The following is a 17,024-nucleotide window of genomic DNA, read 5'->3' as shown; positions in this document are numbered from 1 at the left end:
ACACCCACTTTGCCATGGGCTTCTATATCACCTAATCCAACCATGGATAATTATCCTTTCTAAATATTTAAAGCTGTTTAACAGGCCTTATTTGGGAGTGAATAACTCAAATCAAACTCAGGCAAATAACAAAGGTCTGTTTCAAGATCATAAGGCACAACATGCAGCCTCAGCTCTGGTTTGAATTCAAAGTTTGCTAGAGGCTCAGTAAAACCAGTGTGTTTGGGATAAATCAAGTACAGATCACCCTGGCCTTTAAGGTACTTCTCACCATAAGCAAACAATTGGTACATATCTGATTGATTCAAATTGTACTTATGCTCTGTGGTCTTAAGTGAAGCATCAAGCAACTTCCACTTGGTATCCATCACAGTGACCACTTTTGATTTATCATAAACCACAATGTCAGGTTTTAGCCTAAACCAATCATTGCCGTTATGGTGGGTTAAGCAGTGGCTAGACACCTGCTCTCTTAACTTTAAATGTATAGGTAACTGACGTTTTAGCTGCTTGGCTACATAGCGCTCAAACAATTGTTCCATCGGAAATAAAAAAGATAAGCCATTATTATTTCCAACCATCGCAACTGGTGATTGATAGCTCAAAATCAGCTCACACCAAGGTTTAAGGGGCCGATAATGTGCAAGACTTCTGTTATCTGTCCAAAGCCTAAAGTCATGCGCAAAATCTACAGACTCTTCAATGTCGCTAAATACGAATAGTAGCTCCCTTGCCAGACGTTGATTTGCACTCGTTCTAGCCCACTTAAAAACTTGTTTCAATGATGAATGCAATAAACGGTTTTCAGCGCGATTCGCGTGATATATGTCGTGAGACACTTGAAAGTAATGCTGACGTCCAGGTCGCTGTCTTAGCTGTTTAGCAACCAGTAACTGGCCTTTTAGAAATGAGGACTCACGTTCCACGCGCTGGTACTCACTTCTTATACCTTGCTTTATCAGCTTAGCGACAGACTTTAAAAAGTAAGCAATCAACACCTCATAGATCGGTTGTTTTAATAACTGTAAATGTGACTGTTGAAACTCCTCTAATTTAAGTTTATCTACACTAGCCAACATTTTAAGCAAAATTTTACGCGCTATTTCAGGCTTGCATTCATCTGTCGTTGTCTTAGGTAAAATCTCTATGCGGGTTCTACATGGCGTTTCAAGCACACCAACAAAATTCACCACCTGCAACGCAATTGATTTACCGTAACGTTTAACCTTAACTAGCTCCCGCTGCTTTTCACCGCTACTCACTCCATTAGCAAGCAGCCACTCAAACGCAGACTTGGGTATTGAGTGACAATCCACACTCTTGTCATCGCCCTCATTAGTTAAAAGAGCAAACTCCCTAACGGTAATATCACTACTTTTGAGGCGAGTCATAAATGCCTATGTACGCTTCAGGGTTAGTAAATGCAGCCATATTGCGTTTGTATGGGCGAATACTGTCTTGTGCCCAGTCACTGCCCATCAATCTCAGTACAGAAGCGTCTGTAAACTTTTCTGCGATAAACTTTAATTCTGGATTAGCCTTCTTAAAATGATCACCAAGCACTTGCCCAACACGCTCCCAATCGTCGAAGAAATACTCCTCTAGCAAAGGCAATATCTCTAGTTCAAAAATACGGGCTAAGCGACCAATAGTTGGATCTGATTCTAAAGGTAAGAAGAAACTGTGACCGATGGTATGCTCTCGATCATATAGCAGCTCAATGCGCTGATTGATGGTATCAAGCAACTTAGCTATATTTACCCCTTCAACATCAATCCCCTCAAGTAACTCATGCTTAGGCATCATCTCAACAAACTCAAAACGACGACGCAGCGCAATATCCACTTGAGCCAATGATTTATCAGCGGTGTTCATTGTGCCGATGATATGAAGATTTGAAGGGACTGAAAACGGTTCTTTGGAGTAAGGTAATTTGACTGTCAGCGACTCAACGCCACCAGCACGTTTACTTGGTTCAATCAGCGTAATCAACTCACCGAAAATATTTGAAATATTGCCACGATTAATTTCATCTATGATCAACACTCTTGCCTTGCTAAGATTCGCTTCATTATTAAGCTCTATACCATATCTAACCACTTGCTCAATCAATGGTGAAAAGACGTTACTATTAGAGTTGATAAAATTCTTATCTAACTTTGAGTTCGTTTTTTCAAACATCTGTTTGCTCTTGATATCTTCTAGAGTAATAACACCTGTATTGACCAACATAACCAATTCATCAACAATACTCCGAGCTATTGGTAATAAAACACCATTAGGTCTTTCCAGGTTAATTAACTCTTTTGTTATAGAGCGTACTTTGTAACTGGCTATGTTCGAACCACTTCTGATGGTTTGGTCTTCATCATCAAGAGATAATAGTGTCTGAAATTTTTCGTTATCAATAGTAGGTGGCTTTAATCTGTAAATAGTTTGCTGTGATAAGTTCTTATTAAACAACTCATCTACAGGTAAAGATGGTTCGTATACGCGGTGCCAAATAACATTGCGCACCTGAGAATACCTTTCGTCTTCAATAACTGTAGGATCATATTGATAATCACCAGTCACTTCTGCAATCGCTCTGAATTTTCGATTACCATCAGAAATAACTATTAAATCACCAATAGACATAACATTTTTAAAGTTTTGAACTGATGTAACTCTGTAGTCGTCACTCTCTTTTTCTATCTTAATACCGTTGAATTTATAGGCCTCAATCACGCCTTTTCTGTCTTTTGAAGCACTAAAATCAACATTGTAGCCGTAGCCAAGCAACACATAATTATTTTCAAGACATTGCTCATAAATATATGCCTCATTACCAAGAGTATCACCTAAAGACATCTTCCAAACTTTGCGTCCAGATACATCAACTCGACGTTGAGGTTTATTCATTATAGGTTTAGCATTTGCAGCGGCACACATCCGTTTGAAAATACCATCCTCAAGATCATAGCTAATCTGACCTGCTTCATCACTATTGGCTCTTAGCCCTTCGACGAAATCTTCATAACTAAAGCTCTGGTGGAAGGTGACAAAACCAATACGGTTCTTAGCAACTAGATCATCGAAATGTGTCTTGAGCTCAACTCTGTTATCTTTATTCGAACGGTAGAACTCCGGAGCTACGATTTGTAATGCACGATTAATCGTATTGTAGGTTTTCCCTGTACCAGGCGGACCATAAAGGATTTGATTTAAACTAGTGTTATTATTGTTGGACGCCATAGTTTTATCCTTACTCTCATATTCAGCATTTTGCTCAGCAATATTGGTTGAAACATTCTCACGATCCCAACGAGATTTAAGCGGCTCAACATAGTAATCAAGTTCTTGAGTGCCATACTCTTGCTCAAATTTTCTGCGAATATCTAATAATTGATTATCAACATCATGTGCTGGCATTTTTTTAAATTGTGAAGCGCTGATGTTGGCAAATTTAGTGAGCAGTGATTGGCGATGGCCACCACCAAAAATGCGCTCTTGCGAGTCTGGATAGAACAAATACAAGACCATATGGCGGAACTGTCGTTGACTGTTTTCAGGAATAAGCTCTAACCAAGTTGAAAATGCTTCACGATTGGCAAGTAAGGTTGAACGCTCACTGGTACTTAATTTAAACAGTTCAGTCAATAACCGAATAAAATAAACTAATTCACGCCAACGACCAGTGTTATATGCCGCCCCCGTTTTACCTATGCCAGTTAGTACTTCATCAGAAAGATATTCTTTTTGAACTTCCACAGGAACACTATCAGCTAGTTTTTTGCCAGAAAAGGCAAATACACGTTCTACGGTATCTCGCTTAGAAGAAGGCCCAACACTACTAGGGCATAGCGACATGAACCATAGCATTTCTGCTAATAACATCTTGGCTTCGGCAGAAGCTTGTTTCAGCTGAGTTTCTAACTTAGAGAAAAAGTCGCCTTCACCTTCATCTAAATTATCAACGAAATACTTTATTAGTTCATCGATGTTTTTAAGATTCCAAATTGGTTTCCCCGTCAGTAATGAACTGCCAGCAATTAAACATTGGGCCTGAAAATCATTTGCAACGGTGATTAAGGGGGTAGAATTTTCATTACCACAATAAATAGCCATGTTGTACATTCCCTCTCACTTTATAAACCAGCATTAAATGGGATCATATATTTTTTTATAAATACATCATCAGCTGAACGAGCAACAAATACAAAAAATGATTGTTTTAAAAAAGATGTAGGCGCCAACTTATTAATATAGTATTTTCGTTCATTTCTCGCTCTTGATAACATAAATTTCCTAAAACATAGAATGCTGTTAAACTTTGTTTTTCTTTCTGTTAATGCAATTTGAATCCAATTATCATGATCTTGTGCAAGTGCGTTCATATACCTTTTTGTTATACCGTAAACACGAATCCAATTATCAACCTTTTCTTTATCCTCCAAAAACCTAGGCTTAATTATTACCTGCCAAGAATTAGGTTTTTTATTATCAGAAGCAATGTTAAGGCTTATCTTTAGGCTAATACCACCTACTTTTCCGTAAGGATAAAAAGCTTCTTTACGTATAATGCCATCATATAAAATATCTAATGTTCTTTTATAAACTTGATTACATTCAGAACATGTCGGAATTAGATTCCACATATTAACAGCGGCTAATGGATACCTTCCTTTAAACAGGTAATGGTCAAGGTCTTCCCTACGAGAACCAAACTTGTTTTTATAAGAATTTAAGCCACAAAAAGGACATACACTACCATTTATATCTATGAAATCAGCATAGAATCTATGTGTGGGATCTTCCTTACACCCAGGTCTTCTGAAAGGCGATAGATCTAATTTGGTTTCATAACAGTTAAGCATAAAATCATTTAGCCTCTTACCTTGTCCTTTACTCCATGACATATTGTCTTCTGGTATAAAAGTTTTCTCCAAGCATAGAGCTTCAATCGAATTGTTATTAATGAATTGACTGTATAATTGACGTTTCTTACTTTTCAGCACAGGTAAGTCTAGTCTTGTATTTTCTAATGATTGTTTAAAATACTTCCCATTCCCATTGATATATTTTGTTGAAAAATTATTGGGAAAAATATCATTATTAAAAGCAATATCGAATACATAGTAATAGAAGAAATTATTTAACAAATCCTGCATTTTAAAACATGGGTGGTCATCAATAACCTTTAAAGCATATAACATTATTTGCTACTCTCACCCAAATCTAAATTGTGGCCACTCCTTAAAATAGCCTCGTATAGATCTCTTTTATCTGGAGATTCAGCAAAAAATGCTAAAGCTAACTTCATTTTTGTAACGTCTTTAGATTTTATAATTTTTTCTATTGACGCTTTTGAGTGTTCTGAAATTGGGCTGATTACCTCAAATAATTCTCTTAGCAAGCTATCGAAAGTACCACCATATGTTTCTTTTTTGGGTTGAGTACATAATATTTTTCCATTGTCTCTTTTGAATATCGTTACGTTTTTACTTTTACATGCTGAGACAAGGTATGGCGAATGGGTTGATATTAAAAACTCGGAACTCTTTTGCTTGGCAGTAAGCAAATCCTCCATTACGAGGACAAATTTGGCTCTCCAAGCAGGGTTGAAATGGCTTTCAGGTTCATCTAACAAAAAAATAGAATCCTGTTTTGCAAAATATGCTAAAGATGTAAATACTTGAATAAATTGATGCTCCCCATCACTTAGATTCAAATATTCTGTTTCTGCATCTGGGGTATTAATTAATACTTTCAATTCACGTTCAGGAATACTAAACACTTGATGAATTTTGTTCTTGCTACTAGAAATTAAATTTAAACTATAAAGCTCATAAAGTTGCTCAAAGAAATCCTGAGCCGTCCCAAACTCTTTAACAAATGCCCCTTTGCTTTGCTCACACAGTAAGAAATCCATCTCATAAATTCGATCTTTACCATTGTCATTACTGTTGACCATTAATGCGCATCGCTTTAGCCTTTCTAACACTTGTTCCATAGGCTGTGAAAGAATTATTCGTCCTGAATCTGTATCAATAACTATTTGGAACGACGTCAATTGCTTTAATCGGATAAAATCGGCAAAAGTTTTTAATAATTTATTTGATGACTGAACACTCGGAAGACCATCGCGACCATTTTTACCAGAAAAAATATACGCTGTAAGTAAAAGTAGCTTGGTCGAATCTCGGTCAAGAAACAATGTGCGAGAAAGCTTCCTGCGGCCTTTATCCCCCTCATTAACTTCCTTAAGCACTCGGCTAAACTCCCGTTCGCGAAGTTCGTGAAACAGTGTGCTAATCGTCTCGTTATGACCTGATGAGTAGCCAACAATATTTGATGGCATCACTGACTCCAGAGCTTCCGATTCTAATACATTACCATCTGCCCTAACTATCAGAGGTTTACCAACACGCCCTTCGATTACTACCTCTTTGTATTTTCGTGATGGTAATAGATGATACTCAAAACGAAAATTTGTACTGACTGTAGGCTTCGTTTTGTTGGTGTTGCGCCACAGTTTATCCAGCTCAAAAAAAATCTTTGCTATTATTTCTAGCAATTTGGACTTACCAGAACCATTTAATCCAACAAAACACAGAGGCTCGAGCGCATTTGATTCGTGACGATCATTGTCAAAGTTAAAATCATAAGCCTGTAATGAATTTGCTGGGTCATGGAACTGTAGGCTGATAAGCTTCATTTTTGATCCACCAAGCGCATCAAATAATCACCGTTTTTTTCGTCCCAACTCTCAATTTCTAGGATAGGTTCACTTATACCAGGGATACCTTTTAACAAATTCATGATCAACGTCTTTAAAGACTCGTAATCACCCTTAAATTCAGTCACTGAGCGAAATTGCTCAACACTGAACTTTGCATCAAGTAGTGAATCTTGTGCTTTTTTAATCTCAGACTGATAACGAGTTCGCATACTATCGGTTACTTCATGCTTTTCAGCATCCAAATCAACATTAAATGTTTCTTCAAACTGTTCGGATAGATTCGGAGTAACTTGTTTAGCGTTTTTTTTGGTGGTTGTTGCAGCGGCTTTTCGTTTGGGTGAAGTTTTTTTCTTTGGCTTGCTCTCAACTTCTGAAGACTTAATACGTTTCAGTAATTCGCTCGCTGGTTCATCATTTGAATCTTGTTGCACTAATTCGCCTCGAAAAGCTTTGGCAAGAACAGATTGGGTTAAGCGATCAACCCTTGATTTCATTTCTTGATAGTTTTCTTCAACATTTGCCGCATAAGAAAATAACACCTCAACACGGCGTACAATTTCTTTTTGTTCATCTAAAGGTGGTAGTGGAACGGGCAAAGTATTTATTCTTTTTAATGCAAGTTTTCCTTGAGCGCCGGATTTAATCTCTAATTGAATTAATTGTTGCAACTTTTCACTTCTAAGCCAAAGTGATAAAAAACTAGTGTTAATCAAGCTTTTTAAATCAGTAATTTTCGCAGCATTTTCTGTCAAATTAGCTAAGTGTAGAGCTTTAGGTATAATGCCCGCATCGCCAATAGATGCACCTACAATGGTCAAATACGCATCACCTTCATTTACTGTATATCTTTTTATCTGCGCCTGAGTTTCGGGCTGTAGGAACATTTGTTTGTTCCTGGCATTATCTCCTTGGATAACGGTTCCATTTTTTAATTGCCCTGCTCTTATATATGGAAGGCCGGTATCAACTTCTGTTAGCTCTTCTCCCTTTGGGAGTCTCTTGCCTCCCTTAACAACACCAATCTCTTCAATATTTGAATATTTCCATTCAATTGGGATGAAAAAATCTGGTATCTCCGTTTCAAAACTCTCATCTTTCCCACGCCACTCCTTAGTCAACTCACCCGACGTGGCGGCGGCAAGAACGGATTGGCGGAATCGCTTTAGGATGCCGGGGATTTTTTCAAGGCGTGCTTGGGCTTGGTCGACTTTGGCTAAAATCGAATCGAGTTTGTCAGCGATGCGAATTTGTTCGTTTAGTGGGGCGAGCCAAAAATCAAAATTTGAAAGATCCGTTTTATTAAATCCATTCTGAGCAGAACGAGACAACATCGCTAAGGGGTTTTGAAATAATTCGGATTTCAAATAATATTTTAAGAATTTACTATCTATTCCTTTTGGAGTTACAACTTTCGCCAAAGCAACATTGAATGCACCTTCCATCCCAGTACAAATACGGCCTATAGATGCACCATATCGTCCAATTAAAATATCTTCTTGTGTACATTTTCTCAATTTATGAGTATCTGGAATATATGTAGGTACTGGTTTGCTCCCAAAATCTCTTATTTGTAATAATCTTATGTATCCTTCTTTAGGCTCAGCGATGAACTCACTCTTAGGTGGCTGAGTTCCGCCACTCACATCTAATACCTTTGTGAACTTAGTACTTACCCAGCCTTTAGGTAACTCACTCACAGCATCACCTCATCTGATTCATCTGATTCATCAGCAGAACCAAGCTCAACCAAAATGGCTTGTAATTCATGCATGGCACCAGCCATCTCTTCTAAGGCTTGATGAATCAATACATCTGGCTCAGGCAGGTTAGCACTATCCTCAGTGCTGTCGTCACGGATCCAGGCTAAATCAAGCGAGTCATCTTTTTTGGCGATTTCTTCGCGGCTAAAACAGCGCAAGCGGCAGGTATCAACGTTACCAATTTCACTGCCATGCTTATGATTTTTAATAAAGGCATGACGTGCTGCGTCATCGACTTGAGTTAGATCACTCCCCACGGCTTGATAAAACTCATCAAAATGGGTTTCGGTTAATACCGTTCGTTTACCAAATTGCGGCATGTTCGAGCGTAAGTCATACACCCATACATTCTTGGTTTGACCTTTGTCTTGTTTTGGGTCCTTTGGTTTGGAGAAAAACAGCACATTGGTTTTTACTCCGGCTGCATAAAAAATCCCTGTCGGTAAGCGCAAAATGGTGTGCAAATTACACTTTTCCATTAAGTCCCTACGGATAGTTTGCCCCGTCGAGCCTTCAAATAATACATTGTCAGGCAACACTACAGCAGCACGGCCACCAGGCTTTAACATACGTAAATACATTAAGTGCAAGAACGCTAGCTGCTTGTTACTGGTGTAAGTAATTAAGTCATCACGAGTGGGAATACCACCACCTTGTTTAGTACCAAATGGGGGGTTCGCTAATATGAGGCTTGCTGGTGGCAGTGCTTTACCTTCATTAGATAAGGTATCCCCAAATAAAATGCCGGAGTTTTCATCGTCAACCGCTAAGTCGTGCAGCATCAAGTTCATCATCGCTAGGCGGCGAGTATCGGGTACTAATTCCATACCGAAAAAGGTTTTGTGTTGATATTTGTCGTAGGCGTCAGGCTCTAACGCTTGTACGTCGTGATGCTCTTTTAGGTAGTGGTGTGCACTAATTAAGAAACCGCCTGTGCCTGCTGTTGGGTCAACAATCACGTCATCAAGGTTTGGCTTCATTAATTCGACCATGGCATTGATGAGCACACGCGGCGTAAAATACTGACCTGCACCAGACTTTTTCTCGCCTGCGTTGATTTCTAGTAAACCTTCATACATATCGCCCAAACCTTCGGTTTTAGCGCTGTACCAATCAAGTTTATCTATCTCGCTGACTAGCTTGCTTAAAGTGGCAGGTTTACGGATAACGGTGCTGGCATTAGCATAAATTGCATTGGTGATTTGTGAACCATGCGTACCTAAATGAATGAGCAGCTTTTTATATTCTTCAAGGCGAGTGGCCGAATCGTAGTTTTCTAAATCAGCCCAACGGTAACCAACGGGAATATGCTCTTCTCGGCCAGTTTCTTCTACCATTTTAAGAAAGACCAGATAGGTCAGTTCATTGATGTATTCATGGTAAGTGACGCCGTCATCACGAAGAAGGTTACACAGGTTCCATAGTTTGGCGACCAGATCTTGAGTGCTCATGTTTTTACCTAAATTTGCTCATTGTTTAAAATGAATTGCTTATAAAAATATACTTATGCAGATTTACTCATGTCAGCTTGCCAAAGGGCCTTATTAAACATGAGTAGTACATTGGATACGGGTTGTTCAAATAATTTGTTCGCGCGCTTTGTTCCGCCTTGGTGTAAAAATATACCTTGGTCTAGCGCGGCTTCGTCAACAATGGTAGTAGCCTTCATTTGTTTGGCTATCGTATTGAGCCACTGTATTTGCGGTGTTTTCCATTCTTGACTTGCTAGTATTCGCTTAAGTGCTTGATCGACTCTTTGTTCAAATGGAATTAACGCTTCACCAATTGCGGCCTGTCGAATAAAGCCGATGATACGCGCGGCAATATCTTCACTTTTCACTTCTTTCCAAGCGACCTGCAGATCTTGTTCTCTAAACTTGTTTTGTTCAAGCACTAATGCCAGTTCTTTTAAGCTTTGACGGGTTAATTCCCATGGCGCTTGCACGACTGTTTGAATTGCGAGCATACGATTGCTGTTGGCATTAACAAAGTCGTTAAAAGAGCTTAAATAATCCTCAGGTTTTTGGCCATCGCCATAACCAGTGGTGGTTTTAGTAAATTCATCTTCATGGTCTGAAATATATTGTGTGTTACCGCCACCAGCGCCTTTAACTTTTTCGTCTAGCAGCTCACCTAGACCAGGGTGCCGAGTAAACCATTCGGCTATCTTTTCAACAGGCATTGCTTTCAAGTCTTTAATAAATTCAGCTGGTGGCTGACCAGTCAGCGTTTCAAACTTATCTTGTTGTTCAGGTGAAAGGTGACGTCGTTTTACTTGTAACTTAGCGATAAACTGATTTTTAGCCAGAGATTGTAGATCTTCGTTCGCAGCATCTGCCATTTCACGCTCCAACTCTGTAAAGCTGATATCAACATTAGTGACTACCGGCTTCATGGTATTGACGTTTTCTAGCTGCTTATAAATATCAACCGCATCGTAGATTTTAAATGGCCCTTTACCAATGTCAGGGCATAACCTAGTTGCACGCCCTAACATTTGCTCGAATAAGATACGGCTGTTCACTCGACGTAAAAAGACTAAATTACAAATTTTGGGCACATCAATACCCGTTGTCAGTAAATCAACGGTAACAGCAATATTGGGGAGGCGGTCGTTTTTGTATAAGCGGATTTTTTCTAGCGGTTTATCTGTTGCGCCAGTGATTTTTTGAATAGCATCGTCTTCAACTTCACCGTGATAATCTTCACAGGCTTGTTTTAGCGCTTCTACTACTTCGTCTGCATGTTTATCCGTTACGCAAAAAATGAGTGTTTTAGCTTCTGAATAAGGGTTAATAGCATCGCTTTCGATTAACCATTTAGTGACGACTTTGGTAAAGCTAGGGGCAATAACTTTTTTGTTAAACTCTGACACATCAAAATCGAGTTCATCTGGGGTGTTATAAATTTTGATGTCATTATTCTCGACATCATATACTTTAACTTCCTCATTAACTTCGTAATGTATGCCTTGTTCTGAAAGTTTAGTATGAATGCGAATAGGCGGCAGATGGTCATTTAAATGACCATCGAGCACGGCTTCGGTGTAGCTATAGCTAAATACTGGCTCACCAAAAATATCAACGGTGTGAAGTGCTGGCGTTGCGGTTAGACCTATCTTAAATGCATCAAAATAATCTATGACTGAGCGGTACTTTGATTGGTAATCCTTTTGGTCGCGAAACAGAATTTCAGTATCGCTCAGCTCTCTATCGAGTAAGTAACCGCGATGACATTCGTCGACTACAATACAATCGTACTGACCAACACCCGGTTTAATATCGTTATCACTCGGATATAAAATACGTTGCACGAGACCTTGAACAGTTGCTACATGGACCTTGGTACTGTCATCAGGTCTTTTATCATCTAAATCCATTAGTTCGAAGGTGTCGGCAAAGGTTTGCAAGTTTTCTAACCGCACTTCTTTAAAGTCATTAGCCGCTTGCTCACCTAATGCTGAACGGTCAACTAAAAAGAGTATTCGCCTAAAACGCTCGGATTTAAGTAAACGATATACTAACGCGATACAGGTTTTTGTTTTACCAGTACCCGTTGCCATAGCCACTAGAGCACGATCTTCACCATCTTTAATGGTTTGCTCTACGGCCTTAATTGCATCAACTTGATAGTCACGTAATTTGAGGTCGTAATTAAAATCCATGGCATTGAGTTTTTGCTCGGCTTGCTGTGGAGTTTGCTTCAGCAATAATTTTATTTCTGTTGGCGTATACCAACCTTTTAATGCTTTACGCCGATTGGCGTTATCCCTTACATCAAGAAACCAAATGCCACTTTCTTGCTCAAGTTGCTTAAGGTAAGGTCTGCCATTAGTTGCCAATGTTAGCGGAACTTTGTACTCGCCCCATACGGTATCAATAGTAAATGCATTTTTGGGTTTGAGTCCTTTTGCATAGCGCTTTGCTTGATCTATCGAGCCATAGACGTTCTTAGCAGTCTTTTTAGCTTCAACAACAGCGACAGGTGTAAGGCCCATAAATAGCACATAGTCCGCTGGACCAGATTCAGTTGGCCACTCGGCGATAGCACGATTTTCATTAGGTACTGGGCGAACATTCTTAGAGAATCTGAGGTTAACACTGTCGGCTTTCCAACCTGCATCGTTCAGTTGCTTATCAATAATGATGCGTGTTTCTGCCTCATCCATATGAAATGGCAGTTTCTCAATACGTGTGATTTCTTTCGTTTTATCTTTTTGATCTTTAGCCTGGAAGCTAATCAATAACTCTTGATTAGCCGCTTCCATCTTCGCTCTATATTCGTTTAGCTGCGCTTCTTGTTCAGTTGCAACCTCTTCCCATACTTTGCTTTCGGCAAGCATTTTCTCAGAGCGCTTCCGCTCGGCTTCTGCTTTTTCTGTGGCTAATTGATTGATAGATTCAGCAACAGCTAATCGTTCTGTCGTCCGTTGCTGTTTGCGTTCAAGCTCAAGCATTTTTTCTTCGAGCATTCGAACTTCATCAGAAGGGTCTTTGGGTTTTATATAGGGCCCAGGCTTAAATCCTTTTGCTTTTTCTCCACCATAAAGCTGGTGGTACCAAACACTTAGAGCATAACCAATTTGCAGAGACTGCAAGGCATCTCTATGACTATTTGAAGTAATATCGTGGTTAGCGTTATTGCCTAGTTTTCTAATGGTATGAAATGCATCTTTGATTCGTTGATCAAGCCTTAAGGAGTAATCAAGGTTTTTGAGTAAATCGATCTGTTTGATATCTTTGCCAGACTCAACACCTACACGAGCCGCAATGTTCTTGGCTAACTCTTCACCTAACTGACGCATCTTTAATAGCGTAGTGTTAGGATCTGGCGCGAAGCATGACTCCGCTGTTAGCGCTAAACGAAATAATAACTCGTCGTGATGTTTGAGAAAATCGAAGTTATTAACATTGCTTCCCATCAGTGCTCCCTTCCATAGATAACTATCAACTTTTAACCCAAACAATTAATTCATAAAAGTTTAAACTCGAGTTTGCCACAAAGTCTTTAACTAGCATAGAGTTAAGAACTAGAATGTTGATAAACGTTTATGATTATTAACTCTAGCCCTTTGAAGCCCTTTAAAGCCCCTTTGAAGCCCCTTTAAAGCCCCTTTGAAGCCTAGTAAGTAAAAACCAAGCTCTATTAATGGCAAGATAATTTTATCACTGAGCACTCAAGACTGACCGGTCGATGTAGTAATGAGCATACATTGAGTGATCACTGATGACTCACTGAATGCTCAGTGAGCAATCATTGTTTATGACACCCAGTGTTAGTTAACTTAGTTACTGGTTACGATAGGCTTCGAGCGAGCTTAAAATTATGATGAACTCGATTCACAAAAAACAGTGCTGGTTTGCGCTGGATTCGCGCGGATATGGTCGGAGCTTATTTTGTAAATATTTCAACTAGAGATAACTTTAGTTGTAAGCGTGGAAATTATTTTTAGTAACACCAGAAGTAACACTAACAACAATCAACATTACAATAGTCATTTATAAACAATATATTAAAGCACTAATTCAGGTGACGCCGCCCCACCAATTATCGAAAGGGCTTAGCAGCAATGCTAAGCCCTTTTTCTTTGTCTAATGGCGACAAAGTGGCGACAGCCAATAAAATGTTCAACTCATGATTAATCAACATTTATAGCAATGTCCATATCAGCTAACACATAAATGCCCCTACGTTGGTTAGGCTATGACCTGCGGCCACTAACGTCGTGGCGCTTCGCCCACACCAGACCAAGAGGAAACCAACGGCTGTTCCCTCTTTTTTCTTTTTTAAGAATTGGCCCAGCCGCCCTGCAACATTTTCGCGATTTACAAAACAACAGCTGCGAAAAGGTCGCCATGGGGATTGAACCAGCTTTTAACTTCATTTGAAACCTGCTTCGGCCCATCTTGTAATAAGGAGTTAAAATGCTAACGCTTCCGATAGGCCATCCCTTCCCCTCGAAAACTAGCTGGCCGTCCATGGCCCAGCTCAAGTAATTTTCTTCAACGTCCCAAGTTCAGAGTTGAATTTATACATTTTCAATTAAGCAGACAAATTCATTTATTCCCCTAGGTTTAGGCTATGGCCTGCGGCCACTAACGTCGTGGCGCTTCGCCCACACCAGACCAAGAGGAAATCAACGGCTATTCCCTCTTGGAACTCCCAGCCGCCCCGCTACATTTTCGCGATTTACAAAACAACAGCTGCGAAAAGGTCGCCATGGGGATTGATCCAGCTTTTAACTTCATTTGAAACCTGCTTCGGCCTTATTCGAAAATGCTAACGCTTCCGATGGTACATCCTGTACCGCGTAAGCTAAGCTCACATCCATGTGAGCTTCACGCTATTTTCTTCAACGTCCTCAAGTTCTGAGTTGAATCACACCAATTGCGAGCAAGGTATGCAAATCATTTATGCCCCGAAACTTGCTAGCACTTGTTTAGTGAATCGAAAATCGACGAACGAGTTGCCCTACAAATTCTTATCTATTAACGCTGCCTGTAGATCTTCTTCATGAGTGAGCGGAATTGGATGGGCATACAGTTATATTCAAATCTAAGTCGTTTTGAGCATTTTCAAACTCATTAGCTTGCGCATTTTCTAGCCTGAAATTAACAAAAACCTTTAAAATCATTTGCATATACTTCCCCCAAATTAGTTAATAGGTTTGGAAAACGTGCATGCGCGTTTTCCTTGATGGTGTATTTGATAAAAAGCTGGTAACTTCTTTGTAATACAATCAGTTAACTGTGCGCGTTTTCACCGGTCTAATGAGGTAAACGCGCATGCGCACTAATAAAATGTTAGCTATCTAGTGAATGTAGAGTCATGAATTGAATAAATTGGAATTAATCAAAGAAAAACTATCCAACGCAGGATATAAAGTTTCAGTAGATGTCGAGCTTCAGAATGATACGAATGCAAATATTGTTGCATCACGAACTTATTTTTCGTGGAAAGGTCTCGTGATTTTATCGCAGCATATTATTATTCAAGTTGTTGATGCACCAACAATTTTGGATTTTAAAAATTTATTTAATGCTGGTTTCAAGATTGGCAAGAAACGAAATCGAGTTCCTCTTTTACGGGGACTACAATTTGGATATATGATTATTCCTATAATCATTGCAAACGATGTTAGTGATGAAGTTAAACAATTTGTTTCACAAGTACCATCAAAACATTGGAGTATATTTGAGTTTCCAGTTGTATTTGATGCTTCTTCGAACGAAACAATTTTCTTTAAAGAAACTACATTTTGGGGAGCTTTTTTCTTCTCGGAACTACGTGGTGTTGTATCAAAATACATTGAGTAAAACTATAAAGGCATCAGTCGCGAAAAAGCTGCGCTGTTGCTTTGAAGCGTTAGTACGATAAATGACGAATCGAGAAATTATCACACTCATGCACAAGCTATCACACGGCAGAATAGGGCCTCGGGGTAATTGGGTGCGGGTTTTTAATGATAGTGAAAAACTGGACGAAAGGAAGTTTAGTAAACTCCTAAATGAAGCCATTCAATCCGACATTGTTCTGATATATCAAAGTTCAATCAATGTCACTGAAGTGAAAGCTTCTGAAGCTTTCGAAATAGTCGCCCAGTTTGTTAAGCACGGTGTAGTTAAAATAGCAGACGTAAGGTTTACGTCTCAGATTGAAATAGACCCATTAGGCGTTGGTGCGGCATATCGTACTAACAAGTAAATTGTGTTTGCCCAGCAAGCTGTGCTGGGACGAGCAAACAGCACGCGCCCCATATTTAAAGCGTTAGCACCTCTAAGGTACCGTATGGACTTTGTAGTTAAATTTGGAATATTTTTTTTAGGTGTTCTGACGTCGGTTCTCCTAATTCCAACCATTGAGAAAAAGAAAGCTGAAACCCTCCGGAAGGAAAGTCTTAAGGAAGTGTTTATTGAGCTTGAAGATATCCATGTTGAGCTTGCGGAGGATTTGGCTGCAAATTTTAAGTTCCTGTTAAATTTGAGATCGGAACCTGACCTTGCAGGTGCAGGGCAGATTCCAGTTCCTATGCCAAAAAGAATTAATTCGGGTGTACTCGTTGACTTGTATAAGAAATCGGCTTTGTTGCTAACATCGCAGCAAAGGCTGGCAATTAAACGCATTCCAATTAAGCTAAGTGAAATTGAGCGTCATTCAGACTTGTATTTGAATGAATTCACCGAGAACGGTGAATATTGTGTTTCATCAATAAAAAATACTATTAAGCTTTCTTGCATGTTGCTGCATGAGTTAAATTTTCTTCTTGAGCATCGCGAACGATTTAACTTTGCTAGAGACTTAAACTCTAATAAAGCCGTGTTCCCAGTGTTAAGCAGCTTAGGCTTTACAGCTGATCAAATAGCAACTTCCCGGATAGAGGAATCAAAATTTGATAAAGTTGAGGTCGAGTTTTAGTGCTAACACATATGAGCCTTCCGCCAGTCAATAGGCGAGCCTAACTTATTTGACTGCTTTTGCAGTCAAATTAAAATCAATCAACAAATTCATCTACTTCGTCTGTCATTTAGCTGTCAAATCATCGT

10 protein-coding genes are annotated in these 17,024 nt (G+C 39.3%); 3 read left to right on the top strand and 7 right to left on the bottom strand.

The genetic code is table 11. The features are described 5' to 3' along the window. Nucleotides 1-77: 77 nt before the first annotated feature. From H5123_RS10595 to hsdR, 7 genes are read right to left on the bottom strand one after another with little or no spacing between them, the layout of a single operon-like run. Nucleotides 78-1,391 carry an McrC family protein gene (locus tag H5123_RS10595; RefSeq protein WP_182697943.1) on the bottom strand — a complete coding sequence of 438 codons (1,314 nt, stop codon included), beginning with the start codon at nucleotides 1,389-1,391 and terminating at the stop codon, nucleotides 78-80. Continuing rightward, nucleotides 1,372-4,107 (bottom strand): AAA family ATPase, encoded by a 2,736-nt coding sequence (locus H5123_RS20640; RefSeq protein WP_182697942.1) that lies wholly within the window; start codon nucleotides 4,105-4,107, stop codon nucleotides 1,372-1,374. The genes H5123_RS10595 and H5123_RS20640 overlap by 20 nt, the downstream gene beginning before the upstream one ends. Before the next feature lie 20 nt (nucleotides 4,108-4,127). Next, entirely contained in the window at nucleotides 4,128-5,195 is a 1,068-nt protein-coding gene (locus H5123_RS10585) for a hypothetical protein (protein ID WP_182697941.1), read from the bottom strand. Beyond that, complete coding sequence (locus H5123_RS10580; RefSeq protein ID WP_182697940.1) at nucleotides 5,195-6,697, bottom strand: AAA family ATPase; 1,503 nt, start codon at nucleotides 6,695-6,697, stop codon at nucleotides 5,195-5,197. The genes H5123_RS10585 and H5123_RS10580 overlap by 1 nt, the downstream gene beginning before the upstream one ends. Further along, a complete protein-coding gene (locus H5123_RS10575; protein ID WP_182697939.1) occupies nucleotides 6,694-8,418 on the bottom strand; it encodes a restriction endonuclease subunit S in 1,725 nt (574 codons plus the stop codon). The genes H5123_RS10580 and H5123_RS10575 overlap by 4 nt, the downstream gene beginning before the upstream one ends. Next, nucleotides 8,415-9,932: an N-6 DNA methylase gene (locus tag H5123_RS10570; protein ID WP_182697938.1), complete on the bottom strand. Its 1,518-nt coding sequence runs from the start codon at nucleotides 9,930-9,932 to the stop codon at nucleotides 8,415-8,417. Before H5123_RS10570 ends, H5123_RS10575 begins: the two co-directional genes overlap by 4 nt. A gap of 53 nt (nucleotides 9,933-9,985) precedes the next feature. Next, nucleotides 9,986-13,402, bottom strand: coding sequence for a type I restriction-modification system endonuclease (gene hsdR / locus H5123_RS10565; protein ID WP_182697937.1), 3,417 nt, complete (start codon nucleotides 13,400-13,402; stop codon nucleotides 9,986-9,988). 1,912 nt (nucleotides 13,403-15,314) lie between these two features. Between hsdR and H5123_RS10560 the strand changes: the two genes are divergently transcribed. The 3 genes from H5123_RS10560 to H5123_RS10550 all read left to right on the top strand — a co-directional run bounded on the left by H5123_RS10560 (nucleotide 15,315) and on the right by H5123_RS10550 (nucleotide 16,896). After that, the gene (locus tag H5123_RS10560; RefSeq protein ID WP_182697936.1) at nucleotides 15,315-15,797 is read left to right on the top strand and encodes a hypothetical protein; all 483 of its coding nucleotides are present in this window, start codon (nucleotides 15,315-15,317) and stop codon (nucleotides 15,795-15,797) included. A gap of 88 nt (nucleotides 15,798-15,885) precedes the next feature. Continuing rightward, on the top strand, nucleotides 15,886-16,185 hold the full coding sequence (locus H5123_RS10555; protein WP_259395631.1) for a hypothetical protein: 300 nt from the start codon (nucleotides 15,886-15,888) through the stop codon (nucleotides 16,183-16,185). An 84-nt stretch (nucleotides 16,186-16,269) separates the two neighbouring features. Then, nucleotides 16,270-16,896: a hypothetical protein gene (locus H5123_RS10550; RefSeq protein WP_182697934.1), complete on the top strand. Its 627-nt coding sequence runs from the start codon at nucleotides 16,270-16,272 to the stop codon at nucleotides 16,894-16,896. Nucleotides 16,897-17,024: the final 128 nt, after the last annotated feature.

Source organism: Shewanella sp. SR43-4 (assembly GCF_014163845.1).
GTDB classification, from domain to species: domain Bacteria; phylum Pseudomonadota; class Gammaproteobacteria; order Enterobacterales; family Shewanellaceae; genus Shewanella; species Shewanella vesiculosa.
This window is presented reverse-complemented; position numbering and strand designations above follow the sequence as displayed.